Origin of the sequence: Aurantibacter sp. (assembly GCF_039941195.1) — a bacterium.
GTDB lineage: Bacteria > Bacteroidota > Bacteroidia > Flavobacteriales > Flavobacteriaceae > Aurantibacter_A.
In genome coordinates this window covers 1-22,972 of the sequence record NZ_JBDVFA010000019.1, presented here as the reverse complement: position 1 = coordinate 22,972, position 22,972 = coordinate 1, and the positions used below count along the sequence as shown (strand labels likewise).

Genomic DNA, 22,972 nt, shown 5'->3' with positions numbered 1-22,972 from the left:
TTAAAATATAAGCACTTCATACACTAGCTGTTATGAAGTAATTATCCTAAAAATGGATAACGATAGTCTTCAGGAGTTATAAATGTTTCCTTGATTAATCTAGGTGATACCCAACGCAATAAATTTTGGGCCGATCCGGCTTTGTCATTTGTTCCAGATGCTCTAGCTCCTCCAAAAGGTTGTTGACCAACAACAGCTCCTGTAGGTTTGTCATTTATATAGAAATTTCCAGCAGCATTTTGTAATGCTTTTGTAGCTTCATCAATGGCATAACGATCTGTTGATAAAACGGCTCCCGTTAAAGCATATTCTGAGGTTGTATCTATTAATTTTAAAGTTTTAGCCCAATCTTTATCATCATACACATAAATTGTTACCACAGGACCAAAAAGTTCAGTTTCCATGGTTGTATATTTAGGATCAGTAGTCAGAATTACAGTTGGTTCAATAAAATACCCTTTCGATTTGTCATAATTTCCACCAGCAATAATTTTTGCTTTTTTATCTTTTTTCGCTTGGTCAATATATTTTGCCAATTTATCAAAAGAACCTTCATGAATAACTGCTGTAATGAAGTTCGACATATCTTCTGGTGAACCTGGAGGATTGAAAGATTCGACATCTTTTTTAACTAAATCAAGAATTTTATCAGCCTTAGATTTCGGTAAATATACTCTAGAGGCTGCACTGCATTTTTGACCCTGAAATTCAAAGGCACCGCGTACTATTGCTGTTGCTACTTGTTTTGGATTAGCAGATGAATGAGCTAAAATAAAGTCCTTGCCACCCGTCTCACCTACTATTTTTGGGTATGTTTTATACGTGTGAATGTTGTTGCCAATTTGTTTCCATAATTCTTTAAAAACATGTGTTGAACCGGTAAAGTGAATTCCGGCAAAATCTGGACTTGCCAATATATTCTTTGTTATCATTACAGGATCTCCGTATATAACATTTATTACGCCATCAGGTAACCCAGCTTCTTTAAAAATATCTACAATTACCTTAGCTGAAAATATTTGACTATCGCTTGGTTTCCATACAACAACATTGCCCATCATGGCAGCACTAGCTGGTAAATTACCCGCAATTGCCGTAAAATTAAATGGTGTAATGGCATAAATAAATCCTTCGAGTGGACGATATTCTACACGATTCCAAATACCTTCTGCAGAATCGGGTTGTTCCTCATAAATGTGAGACATGTATTCCACATTAAAACGTAAAAAATCTATAAGTTCACAAGCAGCATCAATTTCGGCTTGATGAATATTTTTTGATTGGGCTATCATAGTGGCAGCATTAATCTTAGCACGATAAGGTCCGGCTATTAATTCAGCAGCTTTTAAAAAAATTGCTGCACGTTGCTCCCAAGTTAAATTTGCCCAAGCATCTCGTGCTTTTAAGGCTGAATCTATTGCGTCAATCACATGAGATTCATCAGCAATATGGTAGCTTCCTACGTTGTGTTGATGATCATGTGGCGGAGACATTGGTTTTGTATTTCCTGATTTTACTTTTTTCTTACCAATGTACATTGGTACCTCTATACTATTATTGTAATAAGCTTCATATTGCTTAAGTACTTCTTCTCGTTCAGTTGAACCAGGTGCATAACCTAAAATAGGCTCGTTAATAGCTGTTGGCACTTGAAAAAAACCTTTACCCATGATATTTTATTTAGGGGTTAAAAACTGAAGCAAAGGTACTTGTTGTTATTGACAATAAAAAGAATTTACAAATTGCTATTTGGCACTAATAGGCAAAGGTTAAATGCAATTTAAAGAAGCTGAAATTTTGCGAAATGATATTGAAAATAATAAGAATAAAGAAGTGCTAGTGCATTGAATTAAAAGTTGATTAATTCAATGCTATTTTGTTGATCTTAAGTAGTATGATAAGTCTTAAATTGCTTGTATAATAATCTTAATTTAAAGCAAAAGGAGCGTGGAATTTAAAAGTAGGAATATATACTCTAAATTTTTCTGATGTACCAAAATTTACCATGTTATAATGTCCTTTCATAGCGCCTATCGGTGATGCTAAAAGACAACCAGAATTGTAGGTGTGAGATTCACCTGGTAAAATAACGGGTTTCTTACCAATTACACCTTCACCATCTAAAACCTCCATATCATTTAAAGAATCATAGATTTGCCAATGACGTCCTGTTAACTGCACAGAGTCTTTACTCTGGTTCTCTATGGTAATAGTATAGCCAAATGCAAAATGCATTTTATAATTTTTAAAGAAGGTTCCTTCAAAAGTTGTGCGAACAGAAATTTTAATGCCTTTGGTTACTAATGTTGTCATAGTCTCTCAATCTAAAATGTAAAAATATTTCCTGCAAATAAAATTGCCATAGAAAACATTGCCAATATAAAAAAAATCGTATTTAAAAACACGTATTTAATACTTGTTTTGATAAAACTTTGTTGATAGAACCTTTTCATCGAAATAAATAGATAAAAACAAAAGAGAATTAAAAAAACCCAATTGACATTAAAGTTTGTAATCCATTCAATCAAATAACTAATAATCAGCAAGATAAAAAACAAAGATGTATTGTGAAAGCTAAAGATCAAATGATCGGTATAACTGTATTTTTTTCTGATATATACCAGCCAAATGAACAGTGCGAACGCTGGTAAAAAGAAAAATATGGCAAAAGGTAATTTTGAAATCATCGAACTTATGAAGCTACCCGGTTGTTGTAGTAGGCCAATTGTGCCATGTGCTAAGTTGAAAGTTAGGTTGTTTTCAAAGGTATTTGATATATCATATTTTTCTACAGCTTGTTCGAAATCATAAATTGTGTCCTTAGTAATAACCGTTCTAAAAAAGTCTTGTTTTTTGTTCTGCCGAGCTATAAAGGATTTATCTCCTATGGTTTTAAAGTAAGCGCTTGGATTTGCTAAAATTACTGAGTCTTTACTTTTAGTTTTATTTGCTGTTTCCTTTAAGCTTAATTTTATGTTTTCAATATCAATAATTGTGTCAAGCTCCTCAGTTGTGAAATCTTCATTTTCAAATTGGTTTGAATCGAAATTGAAATCATTCATTCGGTCAAATATTTCATCCTTGTTCTGTAATCCGTGTTTGTCTAAGCTTGAGTAGTTTCCACCATAATTAATCATTAAAAAATAGATGATTGTTAGGCTTAAAAGAAAACGAAATGGATTTGTGTAGGAAGCGCGTTTTCCGTTGATAAAATCACGTGTAATTTTACCCGGTTGTATGAGCATTGCGCTAAGGGTCTTTAGAAGTTTAGAGTCATAAGAAATTAGGGTGGCAAAAAACTCATCAAAAAAATCCTTTAAGGATAGTTTTTTGGTGCTATTGGCTTGCGAACAATTCGAACAAAATTTATCGGTTAATTTTAATGGGTGTCCACAGTTTAGGCATTCAGTTCCTCTGAATTCTATTTTATATCGGCCTTTTGATGTTAAGGTTGGTTTGTTACTCATATGAAGCTTCCAAGATATAAAATCTTTTTGCAAAAAGGCTCAAATGTTATAGGCTAACCAGTATGTAGATTGAGTTTTAATTGGTGATGTTTCTAGAGTTGGCAGATCCTATGCCAATAATGCTGTCGTACAAATCTCCAAAATTTCGATAATAAACTAAAATTGAATAATTATTTTCGGTAAAATGATAGTTACCTGAAACTGTATTGAGGTCAATTAAACCATCTTCTTTTTGTACAATGTATTTGTAATTGTAAAACCCTTGTTTAAGCTCTAGGGTTCCTTCCATCATCCCGTTATCTTCATTATATTTTAATTTGTTTTCTGTTGTAAGTGCATAATTGTTGAATTTTCCGAAAATATAAACATCATCAAGCCCTAGAATTTCATTGTAGGGCAAACTAAAATGTACATTCGTATATTCAGCTTCTCTTGATGTGTCATCACCTTGGAGGGTTCTTATCGCAAAATCTCCGTTGATATCGGGAAAATAAGTGTATGCGATATTGTATCTTAAATTATCGGAAAATAAATAATGTTGGTATATATCTTCAAGATCTATACGTGCTATTTCAGAGCTTGGAGCTCTTAAGTCTTTAGTGTCAAAGTATAAAAATTCATTGCCTCCAAAAAAACTGGTTTCATAGTCATATTTATATACAAGTTCACTTCCAATTGTAAATTGTGGTGGTACATCATATAGTGCTGTTGGCCAGTGGTAATTTTGAACAATAGCTATTTTAACCTCTTTTTTAGGGTTAATTAATTGTGTGTTACCGGAGTTAATGGTGAATTGTACTACTTGTTTTTCGTTTAAAAAATCAAAATCTCGCGATCTTTTAACTGTACCGCTTACTGATACTAAATCTTTATAAACAACAAATCTTCTTGAGAATTGAATTTCATCGCTAGAATTGTAAATTTCTAATACGTAATTTCCACTTACTTTTAAGCGTACCGCGTCATTTGGAATGCTTAACGAATAGTTTGAGTAGGGCTGTAGTGTGTTGTAACTATTGCCGTAATTGATTATTCTTTGGTTGTCAATACCATCAAGATATTGCGATTTTAAAAGGCTTGAACTTTGCCAATCGTAATCACAATGCACTATTTTATAGTAGAAATCTTGTTCGCTTGCAGAAAGATCATCAAATTCAAGATTAAGTGTTTCACCTATTTGAACGATTGGAAATTGATCTTCAGTGGGTCCTTTAAATACAATAGACTTAATATAGTCTGGTGCATTAACTTCTTCATATACCTGAGCACAAAGCGATGAGGTGCAAAAAAGTAGTAATATTATTCTAAAAGCAATCGAGCTCATTAACCTGCAAATTTCTGGTAAAGTTAAGCAAAAAGCGTACCTAAAAAATTAACCTCGTTATAATGCCTAAATTAATGGGTAATTATTATGAAAAGAATCGTTTAAATGCTAAATTTGCCCGAATTTTAATATAGTCTACAAAAATATGTCTAAAGACATCCGAATTAAAAAAGGGTTGAATATAAACCTTGTCGGCACCGCAGAAAAGACTACATCTAAAGCTGTTTTAAGCAATGTGTATTCGCTTAATTTAAGTGATTTTCATGGGGTAACGCCTAAAATGTTGGTAAAGCAAGGTGCTGAGGTTAAAGCTGGTGAGGCAATTTTTTACAATAAAGACAACGAAGAAATGCTTTTCGTGTCGCCCGTAAGTGGTGAATTGGTAGAGATTGAGCGTGGTGCTAGGAGAAAAATATTATCGCTGAGAATATTGCCAGATAAAACCCAAGAAAGTTTAGTGCATTCAACATTTGATGTGCAATCTGCCACAAAAGAAAGTATAAAAGCTTTTATGTTAAAATCTGGTTGTTGGCCATTTATTAAACAACGACCATATGATATAATTGCAAATCCGGATGTTAATCCAAAGGCTATTTTTATTTCGGCGTACACTACAGCTCCTTTGGCTGCTGAAGTGGATTACGTTTTGGAAGGAAAAGAAAAAGAAATTCAAGCAGCTATTAATGCTTTAAGTAAACTTACCCCTGGTAAAGTTCATCTTTCTGTTGGTGCTGCTAGTAGTTCGGTTTTAACCGGTTTATCTAATGTAGAATTACATAAGGTTTCAGGTCCACACCCAGCTGGTTTAGTTGGTACTCAAATTAATAAGATAGATCCTATAAATAAAGGAGAAGTTGTTTGGACTGTTGCTCCGCAGGATCTTATTATAATGGGAGAGGCTTTGCTGACAGGAAAGTTTAATGCAGAGCGAACAGTGGCTTTAGTTGGTTCTTCTGTGAAGGCTCCTAAATATTTTACTACAATGATTGGGGCTGAGATATCAACTTTTTTATATGCTAGTGGTGTTAATGAAGATAATATTAGAGTTATTAATGGTGACGTGCTTACAGGGTCTAAAAGTAAGCCAGATGGCCATTTAGGGTTCTATAATAATACAGTTTCTGTTATTCCAGAAGGAGATGATTACGATTTTTTCGGATGGAATAAGCCGATTTTTAATAAAATTTCTGCAACAAGAGCTTTAACTTTCTCTTGGATGCAACCGAATAAGAAATTCACATTAGATACCAATACTAACGGAGAGCACCGAGCTTTTGTGTTAACTGGTCAATATGAGAAGATATTTCCATTAGATATTTTTCCAATGCAACTTTTAAAAGCTTGCTTGTACAAAGATTTAGATGAAATGGAACAATTGGGGCTTTATGAAGTGGCTCCTGAAGATTTTTCTTTGACAGAATTTATCTGTGTGTCAAAACAACCTCACCAACAAATTATTCGTGAGGGATTAGATTTGCTTTATAAAGAAATAGGATAAAAGATGAGTGATAAAAGACTGACCTTTAAGAAAAGACTACACATCTTAAAGCACCATTACCGAGGTAAAAAAATGGCTCCTGCATTTAATGCAATCCATACTTTTTTATACGCGCCAGACGAGACTACCCATTCAGGTTCGCATGTAAGATCAGCAGATGATTTAAAGCGAACAATGAATACAGTAATTATGGCATTAGTGCCTGTGCTTATTTTTTCAATGTTTAATGCAGGTTACCAACATTTCTCTGCAATTAATGGTTTTCCAGAGAATTTCTCTGTGATGGATCATTTCTTGACATGGGATAATTTTTGGATTGGAATAATAAAGGTTTTGCCTTTGTTGGTTGTATCCTATGGTGTTGGACTTCTTATTGAATTTATTTTTGCTGTAATAAAAGGACACGAAGTAGAAGAAGGATATTTGGTAACTGGTATGTTAGTGCCTTTAATTGTGCCAATTGATACGCCATTATGGATGCTAGCAATAGCTGTAATTTTTGGTGTGGTTATCGGTAAGGAAGTTTTTGGTGGTACAGGAATGAATATTCTAAACCCCGCATTAACTATTCGCGCCTTTCTTTTCTTCGCTTACCCAACTTGGATGAGTGGAGATAAGGTTTGGGTTTATGAAGCACGTGAAAGAGCTGAAATGATTGCAGATGGTGCGACGAATGTAGACGCAATATCTGGTGAAACTGTTCTTGGATTTTTAGCGCAAGGAAAAGGAGCCGAAATGGATACCATTTATAGTACATGGGATATGTTTTGGGGTTTTATACCAGGTTCGGTTGGCGAGACACCTACTTTCTTAATACTGTTAGGAGGTTTGTTTTTGATTTTTTCTAAAATAGCTAGCTGGAGAATTATGTTAAGCGCTGTACTAGGTTCTTTAGTAATGGGCTTGATTTTTAACGGTGTTGTTGACCAAGGGTGGATAACAGGAAATAGCCCATTTTATGGCTTAATGAGTTTTGATTTTTGGAAGCATTTATTAGTAGGTGGTTTGGCATTTGGTATTGTTTATATGGCAACAGACCCTGTCACCGGTTCACAAACTAACCGAGGTAAATGGATATATGGCTTTTTAATAGGTTTTATGTCAGTAATGATTCGTGTATTTAATCCAGCTTATCCAGAAGGTGTATTCTTAGCAATATTATTAATGAACGTTTTTGCACCTACCATTGATCATTATGTAGTGCAAGGCAATGTTAAAAAACGTTTGAAACGATTAACAAATGCTACAATTTATCCTAAGGATTCAGAAGGAGAAGCAAAAGAACTAAAAGCAGAAACTGTATAAAAATGGCAATCAATACTGATAAAAATAGTTATACCATAATTTTTGCAACTATTATGGTAGTGGTAGTAGGATCAATATTGGCTTTTCTAGCATCAGCCTTACGACCTAATATTCAAGAAAACGAAAGGTTCGAAAAACAACAGAATATTCTTTACGCAATGGGTGTAAATGAAAATGACGAATCAAGTGTTAGTTTTATACCTACGGATAAAGTTGAGGGTGAGTTTAATAATTATATAAAGGAGCAGTTGGTTATTGAAGGCGATAAGGTCACTAATGATGACGAAGCTTATTTAATCGATTTGAAAAAACAGTTAGCTGCAAAAAAGAAGGGAGAATCTTTTAAACTTCCATTATTCATAGGGGATAAAGACGGTAAGAAATTTTACATTATTCCAATGTATGGTAAAGGATTATGGGATGCTATCTGGGGTTTTATAGCTTTAGATGAAACTATGACTGTGCAAGGTGTGTATTTTGATCATAAAGGTGAGACACCAGGGTTAGGAGCTAATATTAAACAGCGCTATTTTATGGATGACTTTACTGGTGAAACCATTTTAAAAGGTACTAAATATGCAGGAATAGCTGTTGTAAAAGGGAACAATGACCCTTTGAACAATACCAAGGATGATAATGAAGTGGATGCTATGGCAGGAGCTACAATTACTGGTAATGGTGTTTCTGCAATGATTAAAGAAAGCGTTAATTTATATAAAGGTTATTTAGAAACCATTAGAGTTAAATAATATGGGATTACTTTCAAAAAAAGATACGAATTTAATTTTGGATCCGCTAGCGGATAACAACCCTATTACAATTCAAGTTTTGGGTATATGTTCTGCTTTAGCAATTACTGCTGAGTTAAAAGCTTCCATTGTAATGGCTGTGGCAGTATTGTTTGTATTGGGTCTTGGTAACGTAGTTATTTCATTAATGCGAAACATTATTCCTTCCAAAATTCGAATAATCGTTCAATTGATTGTAGTTGCTGCATTGGTGATTATAGTGGATCAAGTGTTAAAAGCATTTGCTTACGAATTGAGTAAAACATTATCAGTATTTGTTGGATTGATTATTACCAACTGTATTATTATGGGGCGTTTTGAAGCTTTTGCTTTAGCAAATGGACCATGGAAGTCTTTCTTAGATGGAATTGGTAACTCTTTGGGGTATGGAATTATTTTGATTATCGTAGGATTCTTTAGAGAGTTGTTTGGGTCTGGAACTTTATTAGGATTTCCAGTGTTAGGTGATCCAATAGCTAAAACAGGACTTTATGCTACTGGTTATGAGAATAATGGATTTATGATTATTCCTCCTGCGGCGCTTATTGTAGTGGGTATTATTATTTGGGTGCAACGTTCGCGTAACCCTGCATTAGTTGAAGACAATTAAATTAGGGAATTATGTTAGAGCATGTAGAATTATTTTTTAAGTCCATTTTTATTGATAACATGGTTTTCGCCGTGTTCTTAGGAATGTGTTCTTATTTAGCGGTTTCTAAAAAAGTTGCCACCGCTGTAGGTTTGGGAGCAGCTGTGATATTCGTATTAGCGGTAACCGTACCCATGAACTGGTTATTAGATAAGTATTTGCTGCAAGATGGTGCGTTAGCTTGGTTAGGCCCAGAATATGCAGAGTATAACCTGAGCTTTTTATCTTTTATATTATTTATTGCAACTATTGCTACAATGGTGCAATTGGTTGAAATTGTTGTGGAAAAGTTCTCTCCTTCACTTTATAACTCTTTGGGTATATTTTTACCCTTAATTGCGGTTAACTGCGCAATTTTGGGAGGTTCTTTGTTTATGCAGGCTAGAGAAATTGAAACATTTGGTCTTGCGTTTAATTATGGTGTAAGTTCAGGTATTGGATGGTTTTTAGCAATTTTAGCTATTGCTGCCATTCGCGAAAAAATTAGATATTCAAATGTTCCTGCGCCTTTAAGAGGATTAGGTATCACCTTTATCATTACAGGGTTAATGGGTATTGGTTTTCAAAGTTTTGGGGGTATGTTAACCGGTGGTGGTGATGCTGAAGAAACTACCGAGACTGAAACAGCTGTTGATAAAATTGAAACAGAAGATTTAGGTACACTAGAATTAAATAAAGAAAAAAATAAAGAAATTGACGAAAATGATATTTCTTATAACGATGCTATAAAAAAGTAGAAATGATATTAGCTACAAGTACAGGAGGAACCATATTAATTACTGTTGTTGCGTTTCTTATTCTTTTATTATTATTGGTTGCATTATTACTGTTTACCAAAGAAAAACTTTCGCCATCTGGTCCGGTTACCATAACTATTAATGGTGAAAAGAAAATTGAAGTAGGCTCAGGTAGTTCATTACTCACTACATTAGGGAATCAAAAAGTATTTTTACCTTCTGCATGTGGTGGAGGTGGAACATGTATTCAGTGTGAATGTCATGTGCTTTCTGGTGGAGGCGAGGCATTGCCTACTGAAACTCCTCATTTTTCTAAGAAAGAATTAAATCATGGTGCTCGTTTAGCCTGTCAAGTAAAGGTAAAACAGGATATGGAGATTACAATTCCGGAAGAAGTATTCGGAATTAAAAAGTGGGAAGGTACCGTTGTTCGTAATTATAATGTAGCGTCTTTTATTAAGGAATTTGTTGTTGAAATTCCGGAAGATATGGGATACAAGGCAGGTGGTTATATTCAAATTGAAATTCCACCATGCGAAGTAAAATATTCTGATATGGATATTACGGCGCACCCAGAGGAGCATGATACTCCTGATAAGTTTCAAACAGAATGGGATAAATTTGCCTTATGGCCGTTGGTGATGAAAAATACCGAAACCATAGAAAGAGCATACTCTATGGCTTCTTTCCCAGCAGAAGGAAGGGAGATAATGTTGAATGTACGTGTCGCTTGTCCACCTTGGGATCGAGCTAAAAATGGCTGGATGGATGTTAATCCAGGAATTGCATCTTCATATATTTTTAATCAGAAGAAAGGTGATAAAGTAACTATTTCTGGACCTTATGGTGAGTTTTTTATTAATGAGTCTGAGTCAGAAATGTTATATGTAGGTGGTGGAGCTGGTATGGCACCTATGCGCTCGCATTTGTATCATCTTTTCAAAACATTAAAAACTGGTAGAAAAGTTACGTATTGGTATGGTGGTCGTTCTAAGAGAGAGTTATTTTATCTAGACCATTTTTACGAACTAGAGAAAGAGTTTCCAAATTTCAAGTTTTACTTGGCATTATCTGAACCAATGGAGGAAGATAATTGGAAGGTAAAAGAAAATATTGATGCCCCAGGTGATGGTTTTGTCGGGTTTATACATAATTGTGTAATTGATAATTACTTAAGCCTACATGAAGCACCAGAAGATATAGAATTGTACTTCTGTGGACCACCATTGATGAATAAAGCTGTTCAGAAAATGGGTGAAGATTTTGGTATTCCAGATGAGCATATTCGTTTTGACGATTTTGGAGGATAACCTAAAAGTTTATTTATTTCTAAAAAATAAAAACTAAAATTAAAAACCTGACAGATTTTATACCTGTCAGGTTTTTTGATTCTGATTTACTATGAGTAAACCCCTTACAGAACAGGAGCTTCATAATCTTGCAATGAACATTGTAGGTAGAAAATTAGAGGAAGATGGTTATGAATTTATGGGCATAAATAGTAAGCCTAAAAAGAATCCTCAATTTGTTTGTTTGAAGGATAAAAAACTACATTTTATAATAGTTAGAAATATTCCGTTTCCTGAAGACCCTTCAAATTATGATCAAGATTTTATGCTTAAAATGAAAGATCATGCTTTAAAACATGAAGCAAAAGCGTATTATGCTGGAGTAGGTCTTTCTAATGCTCAAGATAGATTTTTGCCTGTATATTTAAATGAAGAATATATTGTTGATTATGACGGACTTATTGAAATCTAGAACTATGACTATCAATGAAAAGGTACATTTACTTAAGGCTAATGGTATGTTGAAGAAATTACATGGTTTATTTAGCTTTTCTAAACTGCTTATATGTTTTTTGACTATAATTGCTTTGGTTCTTTCATGTAAAAGTGAGCCAAAATTAATTAAAAATCAGAATAGAGGTGCTGCCTTAGGTACCAGTTATGGCATTACGTATATCACAGATGGTGAAGAAAATTTTCAAAAAGAGATTGATTCAGTATTTGAAGTAATCAATATCTCAATGTCAACTTATATTCCTACTTCCGATATTTCAAAAATTAATGAAGGTGATTCTACATTGGTGGTTGATCAGATGTTTCAAGAAGTTTTTCTACTGTCAAAAAGTATACACAGTTCAACTAAGGGCTATTTTGATCCCACTGTGGGTGTTTTGGTTAATGCTTGGGGATTTGGTCCGGGTGAGCAAATTAAATTAGATAGCGCTAAGGTAGATAGTCTTTTAGATTTTGTAGGTTTTGAAAAAGTTCAATTGCAAGCTAATAATACTATTAAAAAGAAATTACCTCAAATAAGGTTTGATTTTAATGCAATAGCTAAAGGTTATTCAATAGATCGCTTAGCAGTTATGTTAGATCAGAAAGGTGTTGAGAATTATCTAATAGAAGTAGGGGGAGAGGTGGTTGCAAAAGGTTATAATAGTATAACAGATAAAAATTGGGTAATTGGTATTGATGATCCGGTGGGTGAACCGCGAAATAGTCCTAAGCAATTGATACATTTGAAGAATAGGGCTATGGCTTCTTCTGGAAATTATATTAAATATCGAGTTGATGAAGAAACAGGTGAAAAATATGTGCATACTATAAACCCGTTAACAGGATATACCAAAAACTCTACAACCCTTGGAGCAACTGTTTTTGCTAAAAATTGTGCGACAGCAGACGGATACGCTACATCTTTTATGGCAATGGATTTGGATGAAGTGAAACAGTTGTTGAATACCCGAGAAGAACTTGATGCTTATATTGTGTATTCAAATGAAATGGGTACTATTCAGGAATTTATGACAGAAGGCTTTAAAAAGCTTTTAATTGCTCAATAATTATTTTCTTACCAATGGAATTATTTCACCTTTAGCAAGTCTATATTTTTCGATGTCTTCCGAAGAAAAACTAGCAGTATAATCTAGTTCTTCCACAATAAAACCAATGCTTCGTAATTTGTCGAAATAGTCGCGACCATAAATACGTACATGGTCATATTGACCAAAAATTCTTGCACGTTCTTTTTTGTCAACAATACTATTATCTTCAAAAGTTTTAATTCTATTTAAATCTTGTGGAATTTGAAAAATGCCCCAACCTCCTGGCTTTAACACACGATACATTTCTGTCATTGCTTTGGTGTCATTAGGAATATGCTCTAAAACATGGTTACAAAAAATCACATCAAAAGACTCATCATTAAATGGTAAATCACAAATATCTGCTTTTACATCGGCGAGCGGTGAATTTAAATCTGTTGTAATATAATCTAGATTTTTAAGCGCTTTAAACCTTTTGTAAAAGGCTTGTTCAGGTGCAAAATGTAAAAGGCTTAAATTGGCAGTAAAGAAATTGGTTTCGTTTTTTAGAAAGAGCCATAGTAATCGATGTCGTTCTAAGGATAGTGTAGCAGGAGCAAGAACATTTTCTCTTGGCTTTTCATATCCGTAGGGAAGAAAACTCTTAAAGCTTTTACCATCAATTGGGTCCACATACTTGCTGCCTCGCATAAAAAAAGCAAGAATAGGTCTGGCCCAATAACTCATTTTAATGAGTAAAGGACGTGGTATAATGTTGAGTACAATTTTGAAAAGTTTTTTCAAGCTATTGTTCAGCGTAGTCTTGTGAATTGTTAAACTCTCAATGACTTGTTATTATGGTTAATGTACTAATCCTTGTTTTCTAAACTCATCTTCCTCATCACTTTTAATGCCAAGTGCATCATATATGTATTTAAAAGTAGATAATAGTTCAGGTTTACCATCTATTAATGCTACATCATGTTCGAAATGTGCACTTGGTTCGCCGTCCGCTGTTAGTATTGTCCAACCGTCACTTAGTTGTTTTATTCTACGTGTTCCCAAATTGGTCATGGGTTCAATAGCTACAACCATTCCGTTTACAAATTTCTTGCCTCGACCACGTTTACCATAATTTGGCATTTCTGGGTCTTCATGCATTTTTCTTCCTAAACCATGGCCCACTAATTCGCGAACAACACCATAACCGTGATCTTCAGTATATTTTTGTATCGCGAAACCAACATCACCTACACGATTTCCAATTTTGAACTCTTTAATTCCTACATAAAGAGATTCTTTGGTAACCTGTAACAATTTTTTAATTTCTGGTTTTACTTCGCCAACTTCGAAGGTATATGCATGGTCACCATAGAAGTCATTTTTTAAGGCACCACAATCGATTGATATTATATCTCCTTCAATTAATGGAGTATTATTAGGTATGCCATGAACAACTTGTGAGTTTGGACTCATGCAAAGCGAGTTAGGGAAATTATAAAGCCCTAAAAAGCCTGGAACGGCACCATGGTCACGAATAAAAGTTTCGGCTAATTTGTCTAAATATAATGACGTAACTCCAGGTTTAATTTCGGAGGCTAGCATTCCTAACGTTTTTGAAACAATCAATGCGCTTTCGCGCATAAATTCTATTTCTTCGGCAGTTTTAATTTTAATCATAAGGTCAAAGGTAAGTAAGACTTTTTAAACTAATGATTTACAGGTCATTGCTTCTGGTTGAGCTACACCAATCATTTTTAATATTGTAGGGGCCACATCTCCAAGAACTCCGTCGTTTATTTTCTTTAAATCTTTATCAATTAAAATTACAGGAACAGGGTTGGTGGTATGTGCTGTATGTGGCGAACCATCTGGGTTAATCATAGTTTCGCAATTTCCATGATCGGCAATAAGTAGAGTTGAATACCCATTGTCTAACCCAGTCTCTACAACATTTTTCACGCAAATATCTACTGCCTCACAAGCCTTAATTGCTGCTTCCATGATGCCAGTATGTCCTACCATATCTCCATTTGCAAAATTAAGGCAAACAAAATCAGCTTCCTGTTTTTTTAAATCTTCAACTAAAGCATCCGTGAGCTCGTAAGCACTCATTTCTGGCTTTAAATCATAAGTAGCTACTTTAGGAGAATTGCGTAGTATCCTGCTTTCTCCAGGGAAAGGTTCTTCTTGGCCTCCTGAGAAAAAGAAGGTAACGTGTGGATACTTCTCTGTTTCAGCAATTCTAATTTGCTTTTTACCAGCTTTAGACAATACTTCACCAATGGTTTCTGTAATGTTATCTTTGTTAAAAATGACATTTATTCCATTAAAACTATCATCGTAATTAGTCATTGTAACATAGTACAATGGTATTTTTTTTGTTTCGAATTCAGGAAAATCATTTTGAGATAACATATTTGTTAGTTCTCGACCACGATCTGTTCTAAAGTTGAAGAATATTACAACATCATCTTCTGCTAAGATGCCATTTGAATTTGCAATAAGTGGTTTTACAAATTCATCAGTAACATCATTGTTATAATTTTCTTCCAGACTTTTTATTACATTATCAGTTGGTGTGCCTACTCCTTTAGCAATTGCATCGTAAGCAAGTTTTACACGCTCCCAACGATTATCTCTATCCATTGCGTAATAACGGCCAGTTACAGTTGCGATTTCGCCAACCGTTTTAGACATATGCTCCTGTAAATCCTTAACATAACCAGCACCAGCTTTTGGGTCAACATCTCTACCATCGGTAAAAGCGTGAACAAAAACATCTTTTAAACCATTGTCATTAGCTGCTGTTAGTAAACCTTTTAAGTGATTGATATGAGAGTGTACCCCTCCATCACTTAATAGCCCTAAAAAATGAACTTTTTTGTTGTTACTCTTTGCATAATTAAAAGCATCTACTAAGACTTTTTCGTCTTTTAAAGTATTATTTTTTATCGCTAAGTTGATTCTAGTTAACTCTTGATAGACAATTCTTCCTGCTCCTAAATTCATATGGCCAACTTCGCTATTACCCATTTGCCCTTCTGGCAAACCAACGTTAAGCCCATCGGTGCGCAATGCAGCATTTGGGTATTTGGTATATAAGCTATCTATATATGGCGTATTGGCATTATCAATTGCTGAAACTTTTGGATCAGGTGATGTTCCCCATCCGTCTAAAATCATCAAAATAACTTTCTTGTTCATGTGGCATATTTATTACTTTTTCAAAAGTAGAACGATTAAAGAAGTAATGCCAATTTTTTGAATCTTGTTTTTATTTTTTTAGGAATATTTAGCCAAAAACAGCTGTAAAAAGGAGAATTGTAATTTATTTTCTTTAAAGTTGATCTCTAAGCTATCTGGTCTCAAGATCTGATCTTTAATTTAATAGGCTTCGTTTTGTAGGAGTCTACGTTTTCATTTCTTTGTTTATAGAATAAAAAAGTGAAACAATATTCGTTGGCATTACTTTACCTAAGACTTGAGTAGTACAGTTTTCATACCATTGTATTTAATAGTATGCTAATTAGAGGTCTTGTTATTTTATTGATTGCTATACTTCTGAATGGACTCTCTTATTTTTTCAATTCTATTTTCGGGATCGGGATGAGTACTTTGAAATTCTGGTACTCTATTAGGACCAGCAGCAGCTTTTAAAATTTTCATCACTTCAATCATTTCATAAGGGTCGTAACCCGCTTGAATCATAAATAAGACTCCAAGATCATCACTTTCTAATTCATCACCACGACCGTTAGTTAGTAAGGTGTTTTGTCCTATTCCACCCACCAGTCCGCCCATATCACCAGCTCCAACTGTTGCACCCATAGTAGCTGTTTTCCAGAAATTGCTATCTGCGATTCTTTCAGCAGAATGTCTACCCACAACATGACCAATTTCATGTCCCATTACACCTGCCAATTGAGCTTCAGTTAATTGTGAAAAAAGGGCGTAGGTGATAAAGCATTGTCCGCCTGGTAAAGCAAAGGCATTGATTGTTTGATCATCGGCTAATAGATGAAAATCGTATTGATAAGGGGTTTCGCGAGCTATACTATTTTGTACTAATTTGTTGCCAACTGCATCTACAAAAGCTTGTAAACGTTCGTCTGGATAAAGCCCGCCATGCTGTTGTGCCATTTCAGGAGCACTTTGAAGTCCGATGGCAATTTCTTGGTCAGCAGACATGTTTATATGCTGTGATCTTCCAGTATATGGATTCTCTTCTGTATTACTGCATTTTTGAATAAATGCAAAAGCTACAATGGCTAGACCTATGAAGATTCGTATCTTCCAACTACTTCTTCTCATGTTTATAGTGTTCTTTCAGTACCGTTTCAAGGTACAAAAAGAGTTATAAAAGCGAAGTATTTATGTCTAAAATATTGTTTCTCACGTAGTTTTTGATGAATCCTGTAGTGAATTCAGAGCTGCCTTCAAATTCTTCATTCTTTAAAATTTGCATTAGATTTTTGCTTCTGAATTGGGTTAACATAGGCACTGATAAAGGTGCATAGCTATAGTGCCATGGTTCGTATTTAAAGCCATTACGCTTTGCTACATCTGTATAAACTAAATGAAAATCGAACTTTTCAGAATTTTCGTCCATCCATTTTTTAAAGTTCTCAAAAGGACCACCATTTTTAAATAAGTTAGGTACTAAAACGTCACCTTCAACCTTTGGGTAACCATCAATTACATCAATATCGGTACCCCAATGATGTCTACTTGTTCCTGGTATTGTAGAGTATTCAATTATCTTGTCTATTGCATCTAATGGCGCCATGCCGTCATCGATGTAGCGTATATATTTACGCTCAAAAATTGAGGTTTGGCGTTCAAAACTCCTATAGCTCGAAACGATTTTAATATCAATGCCATCGCTATAAGCTGCTTTCTTCATTTCTAAAAATGCATCATGAGCTTCTTGCCTAAGGTTAATACCTTCACCGTAAAGGTCAATATCTACCTTGCCCATTAACTCTAGAATACTGTATTCAATATCATTATCATTTGCGAAACTTAGGCTAGGAAGCATAGTTAACGCTAAACCAGATAAGCCGCTTTTCTTAATAAAATTTCTACGTTGCATAAGTTATGTGTTGAATTCCTTAGTTTTTATAGTTTGATTTAAAGCAAATACGTTGCCAAGTATGTGTGTAACTGATACTTATTGCTTACTATTTGTAATTTAAATTTAAAAAAAATTAATCACATTCATTTTTTTAATAGTTATTCTGATGTGGCTAAGTACATGTATCCCTGATGTCTTTGCCTAATATCTAACATGGTAATTATATAAAAATAAACACCAGAGGCTAAACCAGTATCACGACTTATAACAGTATTTCTGTTAGAAATACCATTAAAGGTATTTTGATAATTCATTTCTGAGTATACCAAAACACCATAGCGATTAAATATCTTTAATTCATTGTTCGGTGATTGCTCTAAACCATCTAATACTAAATAATCGTTTTTACCATCACCATTTGGAGTAATAAAATAATTGTCTAGTTCTATTGTTATGAATTCCCCAATTCTTTGATCAGCACCACCAATTGTTAAAAGTTCATATTCGTCTGGTGTAAAAATTTCAGATGTCAGCGATCCTTTATTCATGGTGCCTTGTGCAAAAACATTACCTAAGTCTACCCATTCATTTTTATCGATATGCCAACCAACTACTTTAAGCTCGTCAATAGTTTGACCTAGAGTTCTAACATCACTACGATCATCCCATGTTAAGGTTACAGATGATGGAACACTTCCTCTTAAATGCCAAAATTCTATATCGCTTACCGATAAATATTCAGATTCTTTCGTTCCGGTTTCAAAACTTTTAGAAAACGTTGATGGTGCATTCGGACTTTCATAAAAGTAAGCGCAAGTAGATTGAACATTGATTCCTGTAGAAGCTATAGTTAAAGGTCGTAGATATTCTCCATCTCCTACTGGGAATGTAAAATCTTCTTTATTGGTTGCACCGGCATAACCATTTACTAATGCCGCATCGTTATCGCCAACATAAAAAGCATCATTAATGAAATTGGTGTAAATGTTGGTATCGTTTCTAGGGGTAATTATATCCCCTACAATTAGATTTCCATTATTAATAACTCCCATTGAGGTGTCCAGATATAATCCATAGTCAACAGCAACTTCGGCATCATAAAAAATTGGAGCAAATGCTCCAGAAACGGTTAATGCTTTGTTGTAACCATAAAATCCTGCAAGTCCAGTGTTTTGGTCAAAATTACCATCGTTAGTTAAATCTATATGAAAGCCTACACTAACATCACCATGCATTTGTAAATCACCAAAATTGTGCACAGCTTCTTGGGCTACAATTATATTTTGTAGCAAGAAGATGATTACTAAAGTGATTATTGGTTTCATTGTATTCGAATCTTGCAATTAATAAGTGAATTCAAAGGTTAATGATGTATAACTCAATCGATTTCCAGATGATGATCCTGTTGCCCATACTAATAAATCACCTTCTTCTAAGTTGTAACTTACATTAATGGTTTGAACTGTAACACTTGTCAAAGGATTCGTTATTGTATATGTTCCTATATTTAAAATACTACCATTTCGAATTACAGATAGATTTATTTTAGGATTTATAGGGGTTGAGTTAAAATCATTTTTTACTGTAAATTTTGAAAGGTTAACACTTGAAGTTATTGGAACACTAAATTGTTCGGTATTTGAGTAAGCTGGAGTAGTAGATGTTCCTTTGTAAGAACTCCAATTCTGATTGCCTTGGCCATACTGATCGTTAGGGCCGTACCATCTGTTGGCGTAATAATAAGCTCTACCAGAATAATTTAAGAAAAACTTATTACTGGTTTTTCCTGGAGTAATAGAATGCCAAACAGAGCCATCACTTTGTACATGTAAAATACTATTCGCTCCTATTGAAGAAATAGTACTTCCTGTATTATCCAAATAATTGGAAATACTTATAGAACTATTGTTTTGATTTTTTATAATGTAGGTTCTTCCACTACAGGAAGCAGCTGAAGGTAAAGTTATGTTGCTATTATTTGATATTAAAACAGTATGGTGTGTTTCGTTTAAAGTTAAATTAGAGGAGCTTGTTTCAATAGCGGTAGCAACAGACCCTTCAACTTGTAAAGTAGAATTTGCTAATTGACCAGTATTAATACCTACTCTTGGAAGTGCATTTTGACTATCGGATGCACCTTGAATTCTAAAAAGTTCCTTCTTCAAAGCATCGCGATAATCATAACGTTTAAAAATAAATGGTTCAGCACCGTCATCACCAATAACAAATTCTAGCTCTCCATCATTAGAAGTACCATTTGAACCTATTTCGAAAAAATCAGTTTTGGCAGCACTGCCTTTAAGTCTAAAATTACCAGCAGAAGTTGTATAAAACATTGGCTTGTAGAATTCAGCTGCATCTGCTTGAAATTGTAGAGCTGCAACTCCATTACTACCTTTTACATAGGTTAGATATTGATCATTATTATCATAATCGGAATATGCCTGAGTAAGTCCTAAAGTTTGTCTCCTACCAAATTGTAGAATACTGGTGGAATTTGAACGGATATCTAAAATGGCATCATTATTAGTTCCTAGAAAGGCCCCGCTTGTAACAATATTACCAGTGCTTAACCAGTTGCTATTCGATGCACTGGTCCATAATAAACCATTGTAAACCATAATTTGTTTAGTGTCATTATTATAAAGAATTTGCCCTTCAGTAGCTCCAAGTATTGTACTTATTTCAAGCGTACTTGCATTGGTTAAACCCAGTAGAAGTTGACTGTCAATTTGCCCGTACATACCATAAGTAAGGGTAAAGATTACAATGGTTAATAGCTTTTTAATCACTTTTGTTTTGTTTGTTAATTGTATGGTTATAGGTCTAAAATTGTGAACATAAATTCAGAATCGAATCTAGCTCTATCTGTTGCTCCATTATCATTGTCACCGATAATTACTTGGAAACCTGTAGCAGTCTGATTTGAATACGAAATTCCAGGATCATCATTTCCAGCACCACCTCTTCCGGGTTGTGTTAATTGAATAATATAGTTTGCATCTGATACCATACCCGATGGTAAATTCACCTGGTATCTACCTGTACTAATTTTTGACGTTGTAATTCCACTAGTAGCTTTGATAACACTACCCGCACCAGCAATTTTTCCAATTGCCTTAATCGGGCTTAATGAACTTACCCATGCTGTACCTGTACCAGTAGAACTTAAAACTTGTCCTGCAGTACCGGGTGAATTGCTAGTATCTAATACGTCGCCTTCTAATTCCAAGGTTTCATTAACTATAACTGTAGTATTGTTTGAAGTTTCATCTATTCTTAATGCTTCAATTCCACCAACGCTAAATCCGATTTCATCACCAGCGGGTTTATACATACCTGTATTAGTGTCGCCATTAAACCTATATGCAGGTTCATTTTCTGTACCATTAGAATTAAGGAATCCTTGAGAACGAATAGCTCCAGTTACATGAAGTTTATTTGAAGGACTGGAAGTTCCAACTCCTAAACTATTACTACCATTATCCCAAAATAATTGCGAGTTATCCTCTGTTGGCGAACCATTTGTATCTGCAAAAAATACCGAGCCAGTAGTTCCAGATATAGAAGGTAAAGTAATCGTATTACCTCCTGTACCATTAATACTTAAATCGTTTCCTGAAATAGATAAAGTCTGAATTTCATTAGTGGCACTCTTATCATTATCTAATGCTTCGGAAGCTGCAATTGCACTGGCTAGTTGAGCATCTGTTGCAAACGTACCATCCAAGTTAACTGTACGGTCAGAAAGCCCATCCCTTATTAATGATAATTCTAGGAATGTTCCATTTAAAGCAAATTTATCTGGATATTGATTATCCGAACTTACAGAACTTAAATTTACCGTTTCATCTGCGGCACCATCTTGTTCTAGAGTTAAGGTAGTTCCATCAAAAGTTAAAGCAGTTACAGATTCATTTCCAATTGCCTTGTCATTATCCAAGGCTTCGGAAGCAGCAATAGCATTGCTTATCTGTGTGCTTACTTGTGCATCTGTAGCAAAAGTACCGTCTAAGTTTACTGTTCTGTCAGAAAGACCATCTCTAATTAAAGATAATTCTAAGAATGTGCCATTCAATGCAAATTTGTCGGGATATTGATTGTCCGAACTTACTGAACTTAAATTCACGGTCTCACTTGCCGCACCATCTTGAGCTAAGGTTAAAGTTGTACCGTCAAAAGTTAATGCTGTTACGGACTCGTTTCCGATTACTTTATCTAAATCCAATGCTTCCGAATCTGAAATAGCTGTAGCTACTTCAGCATCTGTTGCGAAAGTAGTACCAAGGTCAATAGTTTTATCAGCTTCACCATCACCTTCGTTAGAAACAGCAATAGTTGTTCCTGTTAGGGAGAAGGTGTCAATTTTTTGATCATCGCTAGACACAAAACTAGCTAAATCTACTTCATTCGTACCTGTAGCAGGATTCGTAAGCGTAAGAATATTTCCAGTTAAATCTAAATCAGAAAGTTCATTTGTAGCTGAAGTATCTTGATCTGCAGTGTTATGCGCAGCAATTGCAGCTGTATTAGCAGCAATAGCGTTATCAGCATCTGTTTCATTTTGGTCTACGTCAGCTTGTACGGCAGCAATCGCATTATCGGCATCTGATTCATTTTGATCTACATCAGCTTGAACGGTTGCAATCGCAGCAGAATCATCTAATGCAGATAAATCAACTGTTACATCATTACCACCTTCGATATTAATGCCTAATACATTAGCAGCAGAAAGGGTAGCAGATTCTAAGTTTTGATCATCGCTAGACACAAAACCGGCTAAATCTACCTCATTCGTTCCTGTAGCAGGATTTGTAAGTGTTAGAATGTTGCCAGTTAAATCTAAATCAGAAAGTTCGTTAGTCGCTGAAGTATCTTGATCTGCAGTGTTATGTGCAGCAATTGCAGCTGTATTAGCAGCAATAGCGTTATCAGCATCTGTTTCGTTTTGATCTACATCAGCTTGTACGGCAGCAATAGCGTTATCGGCATCTGTTTCATTTTGATCTACATCCGCTTGTACAGCAGCAATGGCATTATCAGCATCAATTTCATTTTGGTCAACATCTGCTTGCACTGTTGCAATCGCAGCAGAATCATCTAATGCAGATAAATCTACTGTTACATCATTACCACCTTCGATATTAATCCCTAATTCATTAGCAGCAGAAAGTGTAGCGGATTCTAAGTTTTGATCATCGCTAGACACAAAACCGGCTAAATCTATTTCATTCGTTCCTGTAGCAGGATTTGTAAGCGTAAGAATATTTCCAGTTAAATCTAAATCCGAAAGTTCATTAGTCGCTGAAGTATCT

20 protein-coding genes are annotated in these 22,972 nt (G+C 34.6%); 8 read left to right on the top strand and 12 right to left on the bottom strand.

Annotated elements, in window-relative coordinates; genetic code table 11:
- Positions 1-41 precede the first annotated feature (41 nt).
- From pruA to ABJF52_RS03335, 4 genes are all read right to left on the bottom strand, one after another.
- Complete coding sequence (gene pruA / locus ABJF52_RS03350) at positions 42-1,670, bottom strand: L-glutamate gamma-semialdehyde dehydrogenase (RefSeq protein WP_348146290.1); 1,629 nt, start codon at positions 1,668-1,670, stop codon at positions 42-44.
- A 256-nt stretch (positions 1,671-1,926) separates the two neighbouring features.
- A complete protein-coding gene (apaG, locus tag ABJF52_RS03345) occupies positions 1,927-2,313 on the bottom strand; it encodes a Co2+/Mg2+ efflux protein ApaG (RefSeq protein ID WP_348146287.1) in 387 nt (128 codons plus the stop codon).
- 11 nt (positions 2,314-2,324) lie between these two features.
- Entirely contained in the window at positions 2,325-3,467 is a 1,143-nt protein-coding gene (locus ABJF52_RS03340; RefSeq protein WP_348146284.1) for a DUF3667 domain-containing protein, read from the bottom strand.
- A gap of 76 nt (positions 3,468-3,543) precedes the next feature.
- Positions 3,544-4,791, bottom strand: a complete 1,248-nt coding sequence (locus tag ABJF52_RS03335) for a type IX secretion system plug protein domain-containing protein (RefSeq protein WP_348146281.1) — start codon at positions 4,789-4,791, stop codon at positions 3,544-3,546.
- Positions 4,792-4,936: 145 nt separating this feature from the next.
- Between ABJF52_RS03335 and ABJF52_RS03330 the strand changes: the two genes are divergently transcribed.
- From ABJF52_RS03330 to ABJF52_RS03295, 8 genes are all read left to right on the top strand, one after another.
- Positions 4,937-6,289 carry a Na(+)-translocating NADH-quinone reductase subunit A gene (locus ABJF52_RS03330; RefSeq protein WP_348146278.1) on the top strand — a complete coding sequence of 451 codons (1,353 nt, stop codon included), beginning with the start codon at positions 4,937-4,939 and terminating at the stop codon, positions 6,287-6,289.
- A 3-nt stretch (positions 6,290-6,292) separates the two neighbouring features.
- On the top strand, positions 6,293-7,594 hold the full coding sequence (locus ABJF52_RS03325) for an NADH:ubiquinone reductase (Na(+)-transporting) subunit B (protein ID WP_348146275.1): 1,302 nt from the start codon (positions 6,293-6,295) through the stop codon (positions 7,592-7,594).
- A gap of 2 nt (positions 7,595-7,596) precedes the next feature.
- Positions 7,597-8,343, top strand: coding sequence for a Na(+)-translocating NADH-quinone reductase subunit C (locus ABJF52_RS03320; protein ID WP_348146272.1), 747 nt, complete (start codon positions 7,597-7,599; stop codon positions 8,341-8,343).
- Position 8,344: 1 nt separating this feature from the next.
- Positions 8,345-8,992 carry an NADH:ubiquinone reductase (Na(+)-transporting) subunit D gene (locus ABJF52_RS03315; RefSeq protein ID WP_348146269.1) on the top strand — a complete coding sequence of 216 codons (648 nt, stop codon included), beginning with the start codon at positions 8,345-8,347 and terminating at the stop codon, positions 8,990-8,992.
- A gap of 11 nt (positions 8,993-9,003) precedes the next feature.
- Positions 9,004-9,768 carry an NADH:ubiquinone reductase (Na(+)-transporting) subunit E gene (nqrE, locus tag ABJF52_RS03310; protein ID WP_348146266.1) on the top strand — a complete coding sequence of 255 codons (765 nt, stop codon included), beginning with the start codon at positions 9,004-9,006 and terminating at the stop codon, positions 9,766-9,768.
- A gap of 2 nt (positions 9,769-9,770) precedes the next feature.
- A complete protein-coding gene (gene nqrF / locus ABJF52_RS03305) occupies positions 9,771-11,078 on the top strand; it encodes an NADH:ubiquinone reductase (Na(+)-transporting) subunit F (protein ID WP_348146263.1) in 1,308 nt (435 codons plus the stop codon).
- 91 nt (positions 11,079-11,169) lie between these two features.
- Positions 11,170-11,529 carry a Na(+)-translocating NADH-quinone reductase subunit F gene (locus tag ABJF52_RS03300; protein WP_348146260.1) on the top strand — a complete coding sequence of 120 codons (360 nt, stop codon included), beginning with the start codon at positions 11,170-11,172 and terminating at the stop codon, positions 11,527-11,529.
- Positions 11,507-12,619 (top strand): FAD:protein FMN transferase, encoded by a 1,113-nt coding sequence (locus tag ABJF52_RS03295; protein WP_348146257.1) that lies wholly within the window; start codon positions 11,507-11,509, stop codon positions 12,617-12,619. Before ABJF52_RS03300 ends, ABJF52_RS03295 begins: the two co-directional genes overlap by 23 nt.
- Here the strand turns inward: ABJF52_RS03295 and ABJF52_RS03290 are convergent, their stop codons facing one another.
- The 8 genes from ABJF52_RS03290 to ABJF52_RS03255 all read right to left on the bottom strand — a co-directional run.
- Positions 12,620-13,384: a methyltransferase domain-containing protein gene (locus tag ABJF52_RS03290; RefSeq protein WP_348146254.1), complete on the bottom strand. Its 765-nt coding sequence runs from the start codon at positions 13,382-13,384 to the stop codon at positions 12,620-12,622.
- Positions 13,385-13,441: 57 nt separating this feature from the next.
- Entirely contained in the window at positions 13,442-14,260 is an 819-nt protein-coding gene (map, locus tag ABJF52_RS03285) for a type I methionyl aminopeptidase (protein ID WP_348146251.1), read from the bottom strand.
- Between the two features lie 24 nt (positions 14,261-14,284).
- Positions 14,285-15,787, bottom strand: a complete 1,503-nt coding sequence (gene gpmI / locus ABJF52_RS03280; RefSeq protein WP_348146248.1) for a 2,3-bisphosphoglycerate-independent phosphoglycerate mutase — start codon at positions 15,785-15,787, stop codon at positions 14,285-14,287.
- A gap of 339 nt (positions 15,788-16,126) precedes the next feature.
- Positions 16,127-16,894 carry a M48 family metalloprotease gene (locus ABJF52_RS03275; protein ID WP_348146245.1) on the bottom strand — a complete coding sequence of 256 codons (768 nt, stop codon included), beginning with the start codon at positions 16,892-16,894 and terminating at the stop codon, positions 16,127-16,129.
- Between the two features lie 43 nt (positions 16,895-16,937).
- Complete coding sequence (locus ABJF52_RS03270) at positions 16,938-17,675, bottom strand: M15 family metallopeptidase (protein WP_348146242.1); 738 nt, start codon at positions 17,673-17,675, stop codon at positions 16,938-16,940.
- A 140-nt stretch (positions 17,676-17,815) separates the two neighbouring features.
- Complete coding sequence (locus ABJF52_RS03265; protein ID WP_348146240.1) at positions 17,816-18,982, bottom strand: gliding motility-associated C-terminal domain-containing protein; 1,167 nt, start codon at positions 18,980-18,982, stop codon at positions 17,816-17,818.
- 18 nt (positions 18,983-19,000) lie between these two features.
- Positions 19,001-20,449, bottom strand: a complete 1,449-nt coding sequence (locus ABJF52_RS03260) for a hypothetical protein (protein ID WP_348146237.1) — start codon at positions 20,447-20,449, stop codon at positions 19,001-19,003.
- Positions 20,450-20,475: 26 nt separating this feature from the next.
- On the bottom strand, positions 20,476-22,972 hold a 2,497-nt coding region (locus tag ABJF52_RS03255), incomplete at its 5' end, for a hypothetical protein (RefSeq protein ID WP_348146235.1).

Bases quoted from the DNA above. Each gene is read 5' to 3' on its own strand.
- pruA (WP_348146290.1), bottom strand. From the start codon at position 1,670: ATGGGTAAAGGTTTTTTTCAAGTGCCAACAGCTATTAACGAGCCTATT.
- apaG (WP_348146287.1), bottom strand. From the start codon at position 2,313: ATGACAACATTAGTAACCAAAGGCATTAAAATTTCTGTTCGCACAACT.
- ABJF52_RS03340 (WP_348146284.1), bottom strand. From the start codon at position 3,467: ATGAGTAACAAACCAACCTTAACATCAAAAGGCCGATATAAAATAGAA.
- ABJF52_RS03335 (WP_348146281.1), bottom strand. From the start codon at position 4,791: ATGAGCTCGATTGCTTTTAGAATAATATTACTACTTTTTTGCACCTCA.
- ABJF52_RS03330 (WP_348146278.1), top strand. From the start codon at position 4,937: ATGTCTAAAGACATCCGAATTAAAAAAGGGTTGAATATAAACCTTGTC.
- ABJF52_RS03325 (WP_348146275.1), top strand. From the start codon at position 6,293: ATGAGTGATAAAAGACTGACCTTTAAGAAAAGACTACACATCTTAAAG.
- ABJF52_RS03320 (WP_348146272.1), top strand. From the start codon at position 7,597: ATGGCAATCAATACTGATAAAAATAGTTATACCATAATTTTTGCAACT.
- ABJF52_RS03315 (WP_348146269.1), top strand. From the start codon at position 8,345: ATGGGATTACTTTCAAAAAAAGATACGAATTTAATTTTGGATCCGCTA.
- nqrE (WP_348146266.1), top strand. From the start codon at position 9,004: ATGTTAGAGCATGTAGAATTATTTTTTAAGTCCATTTTTATTGATAAC.
- nqrF (WP_348146263.1), top strand. From the start codon at position 9,771: ATGATATTAGCTACAAGTACAGGAGGAACCATATTAATTACTGTTGTT.
- ABJF52_RS03300 (WP_348146260.1), top strand. From the start codon at position 11,170: ATGAGTAAACCCCTTACAGAACAGGAGCTTCATAATCTTGCAATGAAC.
- ABJF52_RS03295 (WP_348146257.1), top strand. From the start codon at position 11,507: ATGACGGACTTATTGAAATCTAGAACTATGACTATCAATGAAAAGGTA.
- map (WP_348146251.1), bottom strand. From the start codon at position 14,260: ATGATTAAAATTAAAACTGCCGAAGAAATAGAATTTATGCGCGAAAGC.
- gpmI (WP_348146248.1), bottom strand. From the start codon at position 15,787: ATGAACAAGAAAGTTATTTTGATGATTTTAGACGGATGGGGAACATCA.
- ABJF52_RS03275 (WP_348146245.1), bottom strand. From the start codon at position 16,894: ATGAGAAGAAGTAGTTGGAAGATACGAATCTTCATAGGTCTAGCCATT.
- ABJF52_RS03270 (WP_348146242.1), bottom strand. From the start codon at position 17,675: ATGCAACGTAGAAATTTTATTAAGAAAAGCGGCTTATCTGGTTTAGCG.
- ABJF52_RS03265 (WP_348146240.1), bottom strand. From the start codon at position 18,982: ATGAAACCAATAATCACTTTAGTAATCATCTTCTTGCTACAAAATATA.